At 76.0% G+C, this 15,019-nt stretch carries 13 protein-coding genes; 8 read left to right on the top strand and 5 right to left on the bottom strand.

All coding sequences use genetic code 11. The features are described from left to right. Positions 1–19 precede the first annotated feature (19 nt). Genes DMP17_RS37850 through DMP17_RS37835 form a run of 4 tightly spaced genes read left to right on the top strand, consistent with a single transcriptional unit; the run spans position 20 to position 2,850 of the window. A complete protein-coding gene (locus tag DMP17_RS37850) occupies positions 20–670 on the top strand; it encodes a HemK2/MTQ2 family protein methyltransferase (RefSeq protein ID WP_226350654.1) in 651 nt (216 codons plus the stop codon). Positions 671–680: 10 nt separating this feature from the next. Further along, complete coding sequence (locus tag DMP17_RS37845; protein ID WP_337832025.1) at positions 681–863, top strand: CDGSH iron-sulfur domain-containing protein; 183 nt, start codon at positions 681–683, stop codon at positions 861–863. After that, positions 860–1,885 carry an iron-containing redox enzyme family protein gene (locus tag DMP17_RS37840; protein ID WP_337832024.1) on the top strand — a complete coding sequence of 342 codons (1,026 nt, stop codon included), beginning with the start codon at positions 860–862 and terminating at the stop codon, positions 1,883–1,885. Before DMP17_RS37845 ends, DMP17_RS37840 begins: the two co-directional genes overlap by 4 nt. Next, on the top strand, positions 1,882–2,850 hold the full coding sequence (locus tag DMP17_RS37835; protein WP_226366420.1) for an L-histidine N(alpha)-methyltransferase: 969 nt from the start codon (positions 1,882–1,884) through the stop codon (positions 2,848–2,850). The genes DMP17_RS37840 and DMP17_RS37835 overlap by 4 nt, the downstream gene beginning before the upstream one ends. On the opposite strand, the gene DMP17_RS37830 is transcribed toward DMP17_RS37835, so the two are convergent. After that, entirely contained in the window at positions 2,847–3,746 is a 900-nt protein-coding gene (locus DMP17_RS37830; RefSeq protein ID WP_337832023.1) for an NADP-dependent oxidoreductase, read from the bottom strand. The genes DMP17_RS37835 and DMP17_RS37830 overlap by 4 nt on opposite strands. A gap of 90 nt (positions 3,747–3,836) precedes the next feature. Here DMP17_RS37830 and DMP17_RS37825 point away from each other — a divergent pair, with 90 nt between their 5' ends. Beyond that, a complete protein-coding gene (locus DMP17_RS37825) occupies positions 3,837–6,338 on the top strand; it encodes an FUSC family protein (protein ID WP_337832022.1) in 2,502 nt (833 codons plus the stop codon). A gap of 9 nt (positions 6,339–6,347) precedes the next feature. Here DMP17_RS37825 and DMP17_RS37820 read toward each other — a convergent pair whose 3' ends face one another. Further along, positions 6,348–7,061 carry a hypothetical protein gene (locus tag DMP17_RS37820; protein WP_337832021.1) on the bottom strand — a complete coding sequence of 238 codons (714 nt, stop codon included), beginning with the start codon at positions 7,059–7,061 and terminating at the stop codon, positions 6,348–6,350. Between the two features lie 69 nt (positions 7,062–7,130). Between DMP17_RS37820 and DMP17_RS37815 the strand changes: the two genes are divergently transcribed. Genes DMP17_RS37815 through DMP17_RS37805 form a run of 3 tightly spaced genes read left to right on the top strand, consistent with a single transcriptional unit; the run spans position 7,131 to position 11,613 of the window. Beyond that, positions 7,131–8,111: an ABC transporter substrate-binding protein gene (locus DMP17_RS37815; RefSeq protein WP_337832020.1), complete on the top strand. Its 981-nt coding sequence runs from the start codon at positions 7,131–7,133 to the stop codon at positions 8,109–8,111. Beyond that, the gene (locus DMP17_RS37810; RefSeq protein WP_337832019.1) at positions 8,108–9,868 is read left to right on the top strand and encodes an ABC transporter ATP-binding protein; all 1,761 of its coding nucleotides are present in this window, start codon (positions 8,108–8,110) and stop codon (positions 9,866–9,868) included. Before DMP17_RS37815 ends, DMP17_RS37810 begins: the two co-directional genes overlap by 4 nt. Beyond that, positions 9,865–11,613 (top strand): ABC transporter ATP-binding protein, encoded by a 1,749-nt coding sequence (locus DMP17_RS37805; protein ID WP_337832018.1) that lies wholly within the window; start codon positions 9,865–9,867, stop codon positions 11,611–11,613. Before DMP17_RS37810 ends, DMP17_RS37805 begins: the two co-directional genes overlap by 4 nt. A 31-nt stretch (positions 11,614–11,644) precedes the next feature. Here the strand turns inward: DMP17_RS37805 and DMP17_RS37800 are convergent, their stop codons facing one another. The 3 genes from DMP17_RS37800 to DMP17_RS37790 are packed head-to-tail and all read right to left on the bottom strand — an operon-like array spanning position 11,645 to position 14,971. Further along, positions 11,645–12,292 carry a TetR/AcrR family transcriptional regulator gene (locus DMP17_RS37800; protein WP_337832017.1) on the bottom strand — a complete coding sequence of 216 codons (648 nt, stop codon included), beginning with the start codon at positions 12,290–12,292 and terminating at the stop codon, positions 11,645–11,647. A 13-nt stretch (positions 12,293–12,305) separates the two neighbouring features. Beyond that, positions 12,306–13,805 carry an AMP-binding protein gene (locus DMP17_RS37795; protein ID WP_062396473.1) on the bottom strand — a complete coding sequence of 500 codons (1,500 nt, stop codon included), beginning with the start codon at positions 13,803–13,805 and terminating at the stop codon, positions 12,306–12,308. A gap of 2 nt (positions 13,806–13,807) precedes the next feature. After that, positions 13,808–14,971, bottom strand: coding sequence for an acyl-CoA dehydrogenase family protein (locus DMP17_RS37790; RefSeq protein ID WP_337832790.1), 1,164 nt, complete (start codon positions 14,969–14,971; stop codon positions 13,808–13,810). Positions 14,972–15,019: the final 48 nt, after the last annotated feature.

The following is a 15,019-nucleotide window of genomic DNA, read 5'->3' as shown; positions in this document are numbered from 1 at the left end:
GACGGCCGCCGTGACCCCGATGCTGCTGACCCCGCCCGGGGTCTACCGGCCGCAGTCGGACTCGGAGATGCTGGCGCGTGCCGTCGCCGTCTCCGGTCGGGCCCGTGGCGCCGTGCTCGACCTCGGGACCGGCACCGGCACCGTGGCCCTCGCCGCGGCCCGGTGCGGCGCCGGTGCCGTCACCGCGGTCGACCTGTCGCACCGTGCCGTGGCCGCGGCCCGGCTCAACGGGCGGCTGCACCGCGCACCGCTCACCGTGCACCGCGGCGACCTGTTCGGCCCCGTCCGCGGCCGCCGGTTCGCGCTGGTCACGGCCAACCCGCCGTACGTGCCGTCGCGCACCGACCGGCCGGCCCGGTACCGCCGGGCCCGCAGCTGGGACGGCGGCCGCGACGGCCGGGTGGTGATCGACCGGATCTGCGACGGCGTCGCCGACCACCTGGAGCCGGGCGGCGCCCTGCTGATGGTGCACAGCGCCGTGTCCGGGGTGGAGGCCTCGCTGGAACGGCTCGCCGCGGCCGGGCTCACCGCCCGCGTCGCCGACCGGACCCGGATCCCGCTCGGCCCGGTCATGCGCGCCCGCGCCGCCCTGCACGAGGCCCGCGGCCTGGTGCAGCCCGGCGCCGTCGACGAGCAGCTCGTCGTGATCGAGGCGCTCCGTGCCGTCTGAGCCGACCCGCGTGACACTGACCGACGACGGTCCGGTGCTCGTCCGCGGCCCCGTCGAGGTCGAGCTGCCCGATGGCACCCGGGTCCGCTCGCAGCGGCCGGTGACCGCCCTGTGCACCTGCCGGCGCACCCGTCGTCCGCCGTTCTGCGACACCAGCCACCGCACCCGGGTCCGGGAGGAGCGCGACGCATGACCCTCCTGCCGCACACCACACCCGGTACCGGGATCGCGCCCCTGCCCGAGGCCCGCGGCCCGCTGTCCGCCGCCGTGCTCGCACTGCTGCGCGGCGACCCGGCCGGGCTGCCCGACCCGGACGACGCCGACCCCTGGGGCGAGGACCTGCACCTGGCCCTGCACTGCTGCTACGAGCTGCACTACCGCGGCTTCGCCGGGATCGGCGACGAGCACGAGTGGGACGTGCGGCTGCTCGGGCTGCGCGTCGGCTTGGAGGAACGGTTCCTGGCCGCACTGCGCGCCGCGGTACCCGCCTCCGACGACGTCGCCGGCGCCGTCGACGCGCTGCTCGTCGAACCGGTCGGGCCCGGTGCCGAGACCGGCGTGACCCACCACCTGCTGCGCCGCGGCGAGCTGTGGCAGCTGCGCGAGTACGTCGTGCACCGCTCGATCTACCACCTCAAGGAGGCCGACCCGCAGGCCTGGGTGATCCCGCGGCTGCCCCCGGCCGCCAAGGCGGGCCTGGTCACCGTCGAGCACGACGAGTACGGCGCGGGCGACGCCGCCCTCATGCACGCCGTGCTGTTCGCCGACATGATGCGCGACCTCGGCCTGTCCGACGCCTACGGCGCGCACGTCGACGTCGTCGGCGCCGAGACCCTCGCCGAGGTCAACTTCATGTCGCTGTGCGGCCTGCGGCGCAGCCTGCGCGGCGCTCTGGTCGGGCAGTTCGCGCTGGTGGAGCTGACGTCGTCGCCGGGGTCGGAACGGCTGGTCCGGGCGATGCGCCGGCTCGGCTGCGGTCCGGCCGCGGTCCGGTTCTACGACGAGCACGTGGAGGCCGACGCCGTCCACGAACAGGTCGTGCGCCGCGACGTCCTGGCGCCGCTGCTGCAGATCGAGCCCGCGCTCGCCGCCGACGTCGTGTTCGGCATCCGGGCCGCCGGGCTGCTCGGCGACCGGCTCGCCGACCGGGTGCTGGCCCGCTGGTCGGCGGGGGAGTCCAGCCTCCGCCCGCTCGGGGGCGGGCCCGCCCGGTGACCGCCGCACCGGTCGAGCTGGAACAGGGGTCCTTCTGGGACGACGTCGCCGTGCTGCGCGCCCACCTCGCCGAGCCGCTGCCGCGGATCCCGCCCTGGTTCGGCTACGACGCGCTCGGCTCGGCGCTGTTCGAGCAGATCACCGACCTCCCGACCTACTACCTGACCCGCTGCGAGCGAGCGCTCCTGGAGCGGTACGGCACCGACATCGCGGCCCGGTTGGGCTGCCCACGCGTCGCCGAGCTGGGGTCCGGGAGCGCGAAGAAGACGCGGCTGCTGCTCGAACACTGCTCGGCGACCCGGCCGACGACCTACCTGCCGATCGACGTGAGCCGCGAGATGCTCGTGCTCAGCGCCGAACGCATGGCGGACCTGCCGGGGCTGACCGTCACCGGGCTGTGGGGGCGTTACGAGGCCGGCCTCGACCGGCTGCGCGACGACGGCGGCGCACCGGTGGCGGTGCTGTTCCTCGGCGCCAACATCGGCAACACCACGGCCGACGAGCGCTCCGCACTACTCGCCCGGATCGGCGCCACGCTGCGCCCCGGCGACGCGCTGCTGCTGTCCGCGGACCTCGTCAAACCCGCCGCGGTGTTCGAGACCTGCTACAACGACCCGCCCGGGTACGACGCCTTCGCCCGGTTCCGGCTCAACCACCTCGACCATCTGGCACGCCGGTTCGGCGGGAGCGTCGCCCTCGACGCGGTGCACCCGGCGGCGCACTACGACGCCGCCGCCGACGTCGTCGACGGGCGGCTGTGGGCGCGCCGGGACCAGACCGTGGTGCTGCCCGGCCTGGACCGGACGCTGGAGCTGCGTCGCGGCGACAGCGTCAACGTCGGGTTCTCGGCGAAGTTCGAGCCCGACCGGCTGCGCACCGACGTGGCCCGGCACGGGTTGCGGGCCGAGGCCCAGTGGGTCGACGACCAGCACCGCTACGGGCTGTTCCTGTTCCGTCGGGACTAGAGCACCAGGACGACCTTGCCGGTCACGTGACCCTGTTCGACCAGGGCGAGCGCCGCCCCGGCCTCGGCCAGCGGCCGGACCTCGCGCACCAGCGGGTCGAGCTCCCCGGCCGCGACGAGTGCGGCGAGCGCGTCGAGCACCGCGGTGCTGCGGTCGCGGGTGACGTCGCGGCCGCCCAGCTGCGCGACCAGTGGCTTGTCCGCGATCGAGTACAGCGTCGCGGGCGGGACGAGCCCGGCCACCGCGCGCAGCGCGTCGCCGCCAACCAGGTCCAGGGCGCCGTCGACACCGCCGGGCGCGGCCGCGCGGATCCGGTCGGCGACGCCGTCGCCGTAGGCCACCGGGACGGCGCCGAACCCGGCGAGCAGGGCGTGCTTGGCGGGGCTCGCCGTGCCGACGACGGCCAGCCCGCGGCGGCGGGCCAGCTGCACCAGCGGCAGGCCGACCCCGCCACCCGCCCCGTTGACCAGCAGCGTCGCCCCGGCGGGCAGGTCGAGGTTCGTGAGGGTGTCCCAGGCGGTGCCCGCGGCGACCGGCAGCGCCGCCGCCTGCTCGGGGGAGACCCCCGGCGGGCGGTGCGCGGCGAACCCGGCGGTGACCCGCGCCCGCGGCGCCCAGCCGCCCTGCATGTCCGGGCAGCCGCCGAACACCTCGTCGCCGGGGGCGAACCCGGTGACGCCGTCGCCGACCTCCAGCACGGTCCCGGCGACCTCGCGGCCGAGCACCGCGGGCCCGGCGACGCCGTAGTCGCCGTCGCGCATCCGCCAGTCGCCCGGGTTGACCCCGGCCGCCCGGACCCGCACGAGCAGCTCACCCGGCCCGGGCCGGGGTTCCTCGACCTCGACGAACGCCTGCTGCTCCGGGCCACCCGCCGCCACGAACCCGTACCCGCGCACCCGCCACCTCCGCGATCCGTCCTGGCGGCCCACGCTACGTCCGGCGGGCCCGGGATGCGCGAAGATCACGATCCGGTATATCGTTAGCATATGCAACGGACTGTGCCGACCGCGTCCGACCGCCTCCTCCGGGCCCGTGACCGGTTCGTCGCCTCCGACCCCGGCCTCGTCCGGCTCGTCTCGGCGGTCCGCGCCGTGCTGGCGATCGCCACCACGCTGGGCGTGGAGTACCTCGTCGCGACGACGACGGGCACCCCGCCGCTGGTGCCGATGATGCTCGGGGCGGTGGTGGCGATGCTGGCCTCGTTCGGGATCTTCGACGCCACCCGCGCCGGGCAGGCGGTCACGCTGTGCTTCCTGGCCCTGTCGATGCTCGCCGGGATGGGCGTGGCACTGCTCGTCGACCGGAACCGGCTCGCGTCGCTGACCGCGTTCGTCGTGGTGGTGTTCGTCGCGGTCTGGGTGCGGCGCTTCGGGCTGCGGTTCTTCGTCTGCGGCATGGGCGGGTTCATGGGCTACTTCTTCGCCCTGTTCCTGAACCTGCGCCCGGAGATGCTGCCCGGGGTGGCGTTCGTCGTCGCGGTCGCGATCGTCTGGGTGATGCTGCTGACGCTGGTGCTGCTCCCGATCCGCAACGACCGGGTGCTCCGCCGGATGCTGCGCTCGTTCGAGGCGCGGCTCGCCGGTCTCGCCGGGACCGTGCTGGCCCTCGACGGGCACGCCCCCGGCACCGCCGAGCGGGAGCGCGCCGAGGCCCGGCTGGCGAGCCTGCTGGTCCGGGTGAACGAGGCCGCGCTGGTCATCGACGGGCAGCTGGGGACCCCGGCCGCCGTCGCCGACGACGACGCCGCCCGGATCGTCCGCCGGGCGGTGTTCGACGCCGAGCTGGCCGTGACCGCACTGACCCGGGTCGGCCCCGGCGCCCTGGACTGCGACGACGCCCGCACGGTCCTCACCGCGCTGCACGGCGGCCGCTGGGACGCGGTGCGCGAGCGGGCCGGACGGGTCGCCGACCGGGTGGCGGCCCCGGGGCCGCGCCGGCTCGCCGTCGACGCGACGGTGCTCGCCGACGCCCGCGCCGACTGGACCGCCGCCCTCTCCACGGTGCGGGCGGGCACCACCGGCACGGTGCCGGAGGACACCGCCGCCCCGACCGTCGGGGAGGCGGCCGCGTTCGCCCCCGCCGTCCAGCTGTTCGGGGGAAACCTGCCCGGCTCGGCGGGCACGGTGACCCGGCTGCACCGCCCGCCGGACCCCGGCCGTCCCGCCTCGCGGCTGTCGCTGACCACCCGCCAGGCCGTGCAGGTCGCGGTGGCCACCGCGGTCGCGATCGCGGTGGGCGACGCGCTGTCCGAGCAGCGCTACTACTGGGCGGTGCTGGCCGCGTTCATCGCCTTCACCGGCACCGCGACCGTCGCCGAGACGGTGCGCAAGGCCGCGCACCGCATCGTCGGCACCATGATCGGCCTGGTCGGTGCGATCGCGCTGGTGCCGGTGCTGGGACCCGACGTCGCCGTGGTGCTGCCGGTTATCCTGCTCAGCATCTTCGGCGCGCTCTACCTGTTCCGGCTCTCCTACGCGTTGATGATCTTCTTCATCACGCTGATGCTCGGCGAGCTCTACGCGCTGCTCGGCACCTTCACGGTGGACCTGATGGTGCTGCGCCTGGAGGAGACCGTGGTCGGCGGTCTCATCGGCTGCGCGGTGTCGGTGCTCGTGCTGCCCACCCGCACCCGGTCCGCCGCCGAGGAGGCCCGCCGCGGGCTGCTCGACGCGCTGGCCGAGCTGCTGGGGACGGTCGACCGTGCGCTGCGCCGTCCCGGCCCGTGCGAGGACCTGCGTGCCGGGGCGCGCGCACTCGACGCCGCGCTGCACCAGACACTGCTGCTGGGACGGCCGCTGACCCGGACCTGGCTGGGCTCCACCCACCGCGACGTCGCGCACGGGCTGACCGCCTGCACCGCCGTCGCCGAGCACGCGCGGCGCCTGGCCCGCTCCGCCGAGGGGGTGTCCGGGACCCCGGCGCTGACCGCGGGCTGTGCGCGCCTCGCGCAGCTCACCGCGGACGCCGTCGCCGGGCGGCCGGTGCCCGCGGGCAGCTGCGCGGCCGTGCTCGACCTGCTGATCGGCCCGGCCGGCGGGACCGGGCGCGGCGCCGCGCTCGCCCGCGAGGCCGGGGTGCTGGCCGCCGAGCTGCCCGCGCTGCTGGAGGCCGGCACGCCCGACACCGCCGACATCACCGCGGCCGCCGGTCCGGTGCCCGCGGTCGGCCGGGTCCGCGGGCCCGACGGCGCCCCTGCGGCGGCGACCGTCACCGTGGTCGACGCCGCCGGCCGCCAGCTGGACCGCGTCACCACCGGCGACGACGGCGGATTCGCCGTGCGGGCACCGGGCGGGACCCACCTGCTCGTCGTCACCCCGGTGGCCGCGGGGCCGGCGCCGTACGGGGAGCACGTGGCTCTCGCGCCGGGGGCGGTGCTGCCGGACGTCGTGCTCGCCGCGCGCCCGGCACCGCTGCCCGTTCCGGCCGGACCCGGCCGGTCGCGCCGGCCCGCGCGGCCGGTCGGGCGGGCGTGCGTCGGCCACCCCTGAACCCGGGTCTCAGCGCGGCGCGCCCGCCCGCAGCGCTGCCAGCCGGACCTCCAGCCCCTCGACGACCCGGTCGAGGACGTAGCCGAACGTGTCGTCGGCCCCCCGGTCGTCCACGAAGGACCGGCTGAGGTCGGCGAGACCCGACAGCGCGGTGCCGCCGCGGCGCTGCAGCTCCCCGGCGATCCACGCGTGGTCCACCGGCCCCTCGGAGCGTTCCGCCGCCCGGCGCTCGTCGCCGATCGCGACGAGGTTCATCGTCGCGGTCACTGCGTAGGTCAGCGCCCGGGGCGACTCCGCGCCGAAGCCCGCCCCCTCCAGCACACCGGTACCGGTGAGCATCACCTCGATCACCGGCGGGGTCGTGCCGCCCTTGAGCAGCAGCCAGCGCGCGGTGCCCGGGCAGCCCAGGGCCGCGGTCCGGAACCCGGTCATCGTGGTGCGCAGCCACTGCTGCCAGGACACCCCGGGCGGGGCGGGCTCGACGCCGTCCAGGACCCGCTCCACCACGGCCGCGACCAGGGCCTCCCGGTCGCCCACCAGCCGGTAGATCACCGACGCCGAGGTGTCCAGCTCGGCGAGCAGGGTGCGCAGCGGCCAGCCGGACAGGCCGTGCTCGCGGCTCAGGATCTCCGCCGCCACGACGACCCGGTCGCGGGTCATCCCGGTGTTGTTGGTCGGCTTGCGGCTGCGCCGGTGGATGTCGCTGCCTCGCACCTCCGCCATGATTGACCATCGTCGCCGATAAGGCTAGCTTCGCCATTCCGAACGTTGTTCGTTCTCGTGGAGCACGCCATGCCGATCCTCGCCGCCCTCGTCCTCGCGGTCGCCCTGCTCGTCGCCGGGTGCGGCCCCGCACCCGGCCCGGCCACCGGGACGACCCGGTCCGTCGACCACGAGTTCGGGCGGACCGAGGTCCCCTCCGCACCCGCCCGCGTCGTCGCGCTCGACGAGGCCGCCGCGATGAGCGTGCTCGCAGTCGGGATCCGCCCGGCCGCGGTCTACACGACCTGGGGGTCCGAGGTCGCCGGGGCGGTGCTGGCCGCGCAGCGGGTGCGGGTCGTCCGGGTGCCGGTCGGTGACCCGCCCCCCACCGAGACCGTCCTCGCGCTGCGTCCGGACCTGGTCGTCTTCACCTCGGTCGGGGTTCGCACCACCTTCGACCGGTTCGCCCCGGTGGCCCCCACGGTGCCGCTGCCCTCGACCACCCGGCCCTGGCAGGACACCCTGACCGAACTCGGCACCGTGTTCGAACGGTCGGACCGGGCCGCCCGGGTCCGTGCCGCCATCGAGGCCCGCGTCGCCGACGTCCGCGCGTCCGCGGGCGGCCGGGCGCCGACGGTGACCACCCTGCTGTCCTACTCCGGCACGCTCGCGACGAGCACACCGGCGTCGCCGTCCGGACTGGTCGCGGCCGCGGCCGGGCTGCGCCCGACCCCGGTGCCGCCGGGCGGGACGACCCCGCCGGGTGCGCCCTACGCGGTGCTGTCCCCGGAGCTGGTCGGCGCGGTCGACGCGGACCTCGTGGTCGTGTTCGGCGGCGGGGTGTACGACGCGGCGGCCGTCACCGGCCTCGACACGGTCCGGCGCCTGCCCGCGGTCCGGTCCGGGCGTACCGGCGTCGTCCTGGGGGAGGCGTGGTTCGCCACCGACCCGTTCAGCATCTGGTGGACCGCGACCGACCTCGCCGCGCTGCTGGGCGGGGACCCTCGCGGGGTCGGCACCGCGGCCGACGGGCCCACCCGGTTCACCGACTTCGAGCGGGACATCGCGTGAGCGCCCTGGTCGACCGCCCGGCCCTGGGACGCCTGCTCGCGCCGGTCCGCGGCCGGCTCGCCGTCGCCGTCGCGCTGGCCGTGGTGTCGGTGCCGTGCGGGCTGGTGCCCTACGTCGCCGTCGTCGGGATCGGGCGGGTGCTGCTCGACGGCGGTCCCGCGGCCGGCGCCTGGACATGGGCGGCGATCGGCGTCGCCGGGTCGGTCGCCCGGTTCGCCTGCTACTCCGCGGCCCTCGCCGTCAGCCACCGCGCCGACGCGCAGCTGCGCTACGTGATCCGCTCCCGGGTCGCCGCGCACCTGGGGCGGGTCCCGCTCGGCTGGTTCCCCCGCGGCGGCACCGGGCGGGTCGGCCAGGCCATGGGCGACGACGTCTCCCGCCTGCACAACCTCGTGGCCCACCTGCCCGTCGATGTGGTGCCCGCGTTGCTCGGGCCCCCGGTCGCGCTGGTCTGGCTCCTCGTCGTGGACTGGCGGTTCGGGCTGGTCATCACGGGCTGGCTGCTGCTCGCCGCGGCGCTGGTCGCCCGCCCGATGCGCACGGGCTACCGGGACAACATGGACGACTGGAACCGCGCCCAGGCCGAGCTGCGCGCCGCCACCGTGGAGCTCGGCGACGGGATGGAGGTGGTGAAGACCTTCGGCACCGGCGTCCGGGCGGCGGGCCGGTTCCGCGGCGCCGTCGACGAGGTGGAGCGGGTCTGCCTGCGCTGGATGGCCGGGCTCGGCCGCCCGGCCACCGCGGTCGCGATCCTCACCGCGCCCGCCACCATGGTCGTCGTGCTCGCCACAGCGGGCGCCCTGCTGCTCGCCGCCGGCGCCACCGACCTGGTCACCGTCGTCGCCTTCCTCGTCGTCGGGGTGGGCCTGCCGTCCGGGTTCGCGCAGATCGGCGGGATGGCGAACCTGCACCGCGGCGGCCAGCTCGGCGCGACCCACCTCGCCGCCCTGCTCGACGAGCCGGTGCTGCCCGAGGCTGCACGGCCCCGCGAGCCGTCCGGGCACCGCGTCGAGCTCGACCGGGTCGTGTTCGGCTACGAGCCCGGCCGCGCCGTGCTGCACGGGGTCTCGCTCATCCTGGAACCGGGCACGGTCACCGCGCTCGTCGGACCGTCCGGGTCGGGGAAGACGACGCTGGCGCGGCTGCTGGCCCGCTTCCATGACGTCGACGGCGGAGCGGTGCGGGTCGGCGGGGTGGACGTGCGGGAGCAGAGCACCACCCGGCTGCTCGCGACGGTCGGCACGGTGTTCCAGGACGTCGTGCTGCTGCGGGACACGGTGCGGGAGAACATCCGGCTGGGCCGCCCCGACGCCGACGACGCGGCCGTCGAGCGGGCCGCCCGGCGCGCCCGGATCCACGACGTCGTCGCGGCCCTGCCCGACGGCTACGACACCGAGCTCGGCGGCCCCGGCGCCGACCTGTCCGGCGGTGAGCGCCAGCGCCTGACCATCGCGCGGGCGCTGCTCGCCGAGCCGCCCGTCGTCGTCCTCGACGAGGCGACCGCGCACGCCGACCCGCACAGCGAGGCACAGGTGCAGCGGGCGCTCGGTGAGCTCGTCGGCGACGGCAGCACGCTGCTGGTGATCGCCCACCGGCTGTACTCGGTGCAGGACGCCGACACGATCGTCGTCCTCGACGCCGGGCGGATCGCCGAGCGGGGCACGCACACCGAGCTGCTCGCCCGGGACGGCCGCTACGCCCGGATGTGGGCCGCCCAGCAGGACACCGACCCGGTCCCCGGCGGGGGCCGGCCGTGATCCGCGCGATGCTCGCCGATCTCGACGCCGTGCTCGGCCGTGGGCACGGCGTCCGCGGCCAGATCGCCGGGTACGCGGCGGCCGCCGCGTGCGAGGGGATCTCGATCGCGCTGCTCGTCCCGGTGCTGCGCGCGCTGCTCGGCGGCCGCCCGGCCGACGCCGCCGTGCCGCTCGGGGCGGCCGCCGTGGCCGCGGCGGCCGCCGGCGTCCTGCTGTGGGTGGTGGAGAACCGCGCCTACCGGGTCGGGGTCGCGACGACGGCCTGCGGCAGCATGCGCCGCCTCGGCGAGGCCGCGGTGACGCTGCCCCTGGGCTGGTTCGACGCGGCGAACCGCGGACGCCTCACCCGGCTCGTCACCGAGGCCACGTCGATCCTCATGTCGGTCCCCGGCCTGATCGTGCGCAACCTGGTCGCCGTGACGGTGACCCCGCTCGTGGTCGTGGTCGTGACGGCGTTCGTGGACCCGCGCGTGGCACTGGCGATGGTGGCGCTGGTGCCCGTCGGGTGGTTCGCCTACCGCCGGGTGCAGCGCGTGGCGCACGCGGAGTACGGCGCCGTCGCCGGGACCGAGGCCGAGCTGGTCGCCCGGGTCACCGAGTTCGCCCGGGCCCAGCCGGTCCTGCGGGCGGCCGGGGTGACGGAGCGGCGGTGGGCCCGCCTGGACGGCGCGATGCGCGACAACCGGGCCGCGGTGCTGCGGCAGCTGGGGCGCACCGGGCGGCCGATGACCGGGTACATGATCGTCGTCGAGCTGGGGTTCCTGCTCGTGCTGGCGGTGTCGGTGCTGGTCGCGACGCACGGCGCCGCCTCTGCCGACGTGCTGGCACTGCTGGTGCTGGCCGCCCGGTTCCGCGAACCGGTGTCCCTGCTCGCCGGGTACGGTGAGGGCATCGCGCTGGCCCGGGTCTCGCTGGCCGGGATCCGGGGGATCGTCGACACCCCGCCGCTGCCGGAGCCGGCGACCCCCGCCCCGCCCCGCGGCGACGACCTCGCCCTCGACGCGGTCACCTTCGCCTACGCCGGCGGCGACCCGGTCCTGCGCGGGCTGGACCTCGCCGCGCCCGGACGCGGCATGACCGCGCTCGTCGGGCCGTCCGGATCGGGCAAGACGACGGTGACCCGGATGCTCGCCCGGTTCTTCGACCCCGTCACCGGGGCGGTCCGCCGCGGCGGCACGGACCTGCGCGAGCTCGGCACCGCCGCCGTCATGGACCGTACGTCGCTGGTGTTCCAGCACGTCCACCTGTTCGACGGCACGATCGCCGACAACGTGCGCCTGGCCGACCCCGGCGCCGACGACACCCGGGTCGCCGAGGCCGCCGCCCGGGCCCGCCTCGACGAGGTCGTCGACCGGCTCCCCGACGGATGGCACACCCGTGTCGGGGAGGGCGGGTCGCTGCTGTCCGGCGGGGAACGGCAACGGGTCTCACTGGCCCGGGCGTTCCTGGCCGACGCCCCCGTCCTCCTGCTGGACGAGATCTCCTCGGCCCTGGACGGCGAGAACGAGGCGGCGGTGCACCGCGCGGTCGAGGAGCTGGTGCGGGACCGGACGGTGGTCGTCGTCGCGCACCGGCTGGGCACGATCGCCGGGGCCGAACGGATCGCCTACGTCGATGCCGGCCGCGTCGTCGAGTGCGGAACCCACGAGGAGCTGCTGGCCGGCGGCGGGCTCTACGCGCAGCTGTGGGCAGAGCGGTCGGCGGCCGCGGGGTGGCGGTGGTCCCGGCCCGGGGGCCGTCGATGACCCGGGGCCCGGCCGGTGCGACGGGGGAGCGTCACCCGCGTGGGGCGACCAGCCCGGCGACGACGGTGTCGGCGTAGGCGCGCCCGATCTCCTCGGCCGCGACCGGCGAGGTCGACGGGTCGAACCAGCGGTTCGACCACGCCACCATCCCGATGACGCCGTAGGCGATCACCCAGGGCTCCCCGGTGCGGCGGAACGAGCCGTCGGCCATGCCGTCCTCGACGATCGCGACGACGACGTTCTCGTAGCGCTTGTTGTAGCGGGCCATCGTCCGCGTCCACTGCGAGCGCTCCGCGAACGCCGCGAGGTCCTCCTGGATGTAGAGGTAGAGGTACGGGTAGTACTCGGCGTAGGACACCATCAGCTCGGTGACCAGCGTCCGCAGCTTCTCCGCGGGTGTGCCCGGCCCGGCGAGGATCTCCTCGGCGCGCAGGCAGTTGCGCTCCACGGCGTCGCCGACGGCGGTCTGGAACAGCTCGTCCTTGTTGCCGGCGTAGTAGTAGATCGACGCCCGGTCCATCCCGACGGCCTCGGCGATGTCGGTGATCCGGGTGCCGCGGAAGCCGCGCTCGCGGAACACCGTCCCGGCGGCGCGGATGATCTCCTCGCGCCGGGCCAGGTAGGCGGCGCCGCCCTCGTCGCGTGCCGCGCTGCGCCGCCTGCCGATCCCGCTGGTCACAGATCCCCCCACGTCAGACCCGGTGTGCTGCCCGCAGCTCGCGTTTGAGCACCTTCCCGGACGCGTTGCGCGGCAGGCTGTCCACGATAGTGACCGAGGTGGGGCACTTGTAGCGGGCCAGCCGGGTGCGGACGTCGGCGAGCAGTGCCTCGGCGTCGACGACGGCGCCCTCGGCCGGGACGACGACGGCCGCGACCGTCTCGCCCCAGCGCGGCGAGGGCACTCCGATCACGGCCACGTCGCCGACCGACGGGTGCGCGGCGAGCGCGTTCTCGACCTCGGCGGGGTACACGTTCTCCCCGCCGGTGATGATCATGTCCTTGATCCGGTCGTGCAGGTGGAGGTAGCCGTCGGCGTCGCGCCAGGCGGCGTCGCCGGTGCGCAGCCAGCCGTCGTCGAGCGCGGCCGCGGTCTCCTGCGGGCGGTTCCAGTAGCCGGGGGTGTTCTGCCCGGAGCGGACCCGGATCTCCCCGACCTCGCCGTCGGCGACGGGCGCGCCGGTCACCGGGTCGGTCAGCGCGACCTCCAGCCACGGCAGCGGCCGCCCGACCGAGCGCAGCAGGTGTGCCCGCGGCCCGCCGGGGTCGTGCTCGTCGGGGGTGAGGGTCACCACCGTCCCGGACGTCTCGGTCATCCCGTAGACGGCCATGAACCCGCAGCCCAGCACGTCGATCGCGCGGCGCAGCAGCGCCTCGGTCATCGGGGCGCCGCCGTAGGCGATCCGGTCCAGCGCCGACAGGTCCGCCTCGGCGATGCCGGGCGCGGTGAGCAGCGCCGCGACCACCGCGGGGACGGCGAAGGCGTGCGTGACCCGCCGGCGCTCCAGCTCGGCGAGCAGGTGCTCCGGGGTCAGCGCGGACAGGAGCACGGTGTGCCCGCCCTGCCCGAGCGCGGTGAGCCCGTAGCCGATCCCGCCGATGTGGAACAGCGGCGAGGGCACGAGGTTCACCGTGTCCGGGCCCATGCCGTAGAACTCCCGGCCCATCCGCGGGGTGTACGCGAGGTTGGCGTGGGTGATCAGCACGCCCTTGGGCAGGCCGGTGGTGCCGGAGCTGTAGAGCTGCAGGACGACGTCGTCGGGCCCGACCGGGACGTCCGGCGGCGTGGCCGGGTGCCCGGCGAGCCACGCCTCGTAGCCGTCCTCCAGCAGCAGCGGGTCGGTGCCCGCCGGGAGCAGGTGCGCCTCGCCCCGGCCGGTGAGGACCAGCGCCGGGCGGGCGTCGCCGAGCACGGCCGCGATCTCCGGCGCGGCGAGGCGCCAGTTCAGCGCGACGAGCACGACCCCGGCCCGGGCGGAGCCGAACAGCACCTCGACGTACTCCGGGGTGTTGCGCAGCAGGACCGCGAGCCGGTCCCCGGGCCGCAGCCCGGCCGCGGCGAGCGCGTGCGCCACCCGGTTGGCCCGGGCGTCGAGCTCGCCGAAGGTGACGGTGCGGTCGTCGAGGGAGACGGCGGGGCGGTCGGCCCCCAGCGCGGTGACCCGGTCGAGCAGGTCCGAGAGCGTGGCGTCCATGGTCAGTAGCTCTTCGGGAGGCCCAGGTTGTACTGGGCGACGTGGTTGAGCACCATCTCCCGGCTCACCGGCGCGGTGCGGAACATCCGCGCGGTGAACCACAGGTCGGCCAGCCCGTACTCGTTGGACAGACCGTTGCCGCCGTGGGTCTGGATCGCCTGGTCGACGGCCTTCGCCGCGGCCTCGCCCGCCGCGTACTTGGCGACGGTCGAGGCGCTGCCCGCGTCGGCGCCGGCGTCGGTCAGCTCCGCGGCGTGCATGGTCATCAGCCGGGCGAGCTGGACGTCGACGAAGCAGGCCGCCAGGGGGTGCGCGACGCCCTGGTGCGCCCCGATCGGCGTCGACCACACGGTCCGCTCGGCGGCGTAGCGCGCGGCGCGGCGCAGCGCGTAGCGGGCGATGCCGTTGGCCTGCGCCGCGGCGGTGACGCGCTCGGGGTTGAGGCCCGCGAACACCTGGCGCAGCCCCGCGCCCTCGACGCCGATCAGGTCGTCGCGGGTCACGCGGACGTCGTCGAAGAAGGTGGTGAACTGGTTCTCCGGGATCTGCAGCGCGGCGTCGATCCTCGTGAACGACAGGCCCGGGGCGTCGGTGGGCACCAGGAACATCGAGATCGGGTGCCGTCCGTCGGGCCCCGCCTCGGCGCCGCTGCACACGACGATCACGGCGTCGGCGTCGTCGATGCCGGAGGTCCAGTACTTCTGCCCGCGGATCCGCCAGCCGTCGCCGTCGGGGTGGGCCGTGGTGGTGATGTTGTGGGTGTTGGTGCCCGCGTCGGGCTCGGTGATGGCGAACGCGATCCGCTTCGTGCCGTCGGCGACGCCCGGCAGCCAGGTGCGCTTCTGCTCGTCCGAGGCGTGTGCCACGAGCAGCGACCCGGCGATCGCGGGGGAGATGACCAGCATGAACAGCGGGCAGCCCTGCGCTGCGGTCTCCTCGATGACGATCGCGAGGTCGGTCAGCCCGCCGCCCCCGCCGCCGTGTTCCTCCGGCAGGTGCACGCCCAGGTACCCGGCCCGGCCGAGGTCGGCCCACAGGTCGTCCGGGCGGCCGCCGGAGCGTGTCACCTCCTGGAAGTAGCTGCGCCCGTAGGCGCCCACGAGCTTCGCGACGGCCTCGCGCAACGCGCGGCGCTCGTCGGTGTCGATGAGCAGGTCGTCCTGCATCCGTCCGTCGGCGGCCACACTGCCTCCTAGGTCAACGTAGGTGTTGAC

The sequence above is a fragment of the Pseudonocardia sp. TMWB2A genome (assembly GCF_017312135.1).
This window is presented reverse-complemented; position numbering and strand designations above follow the sequence as displayed.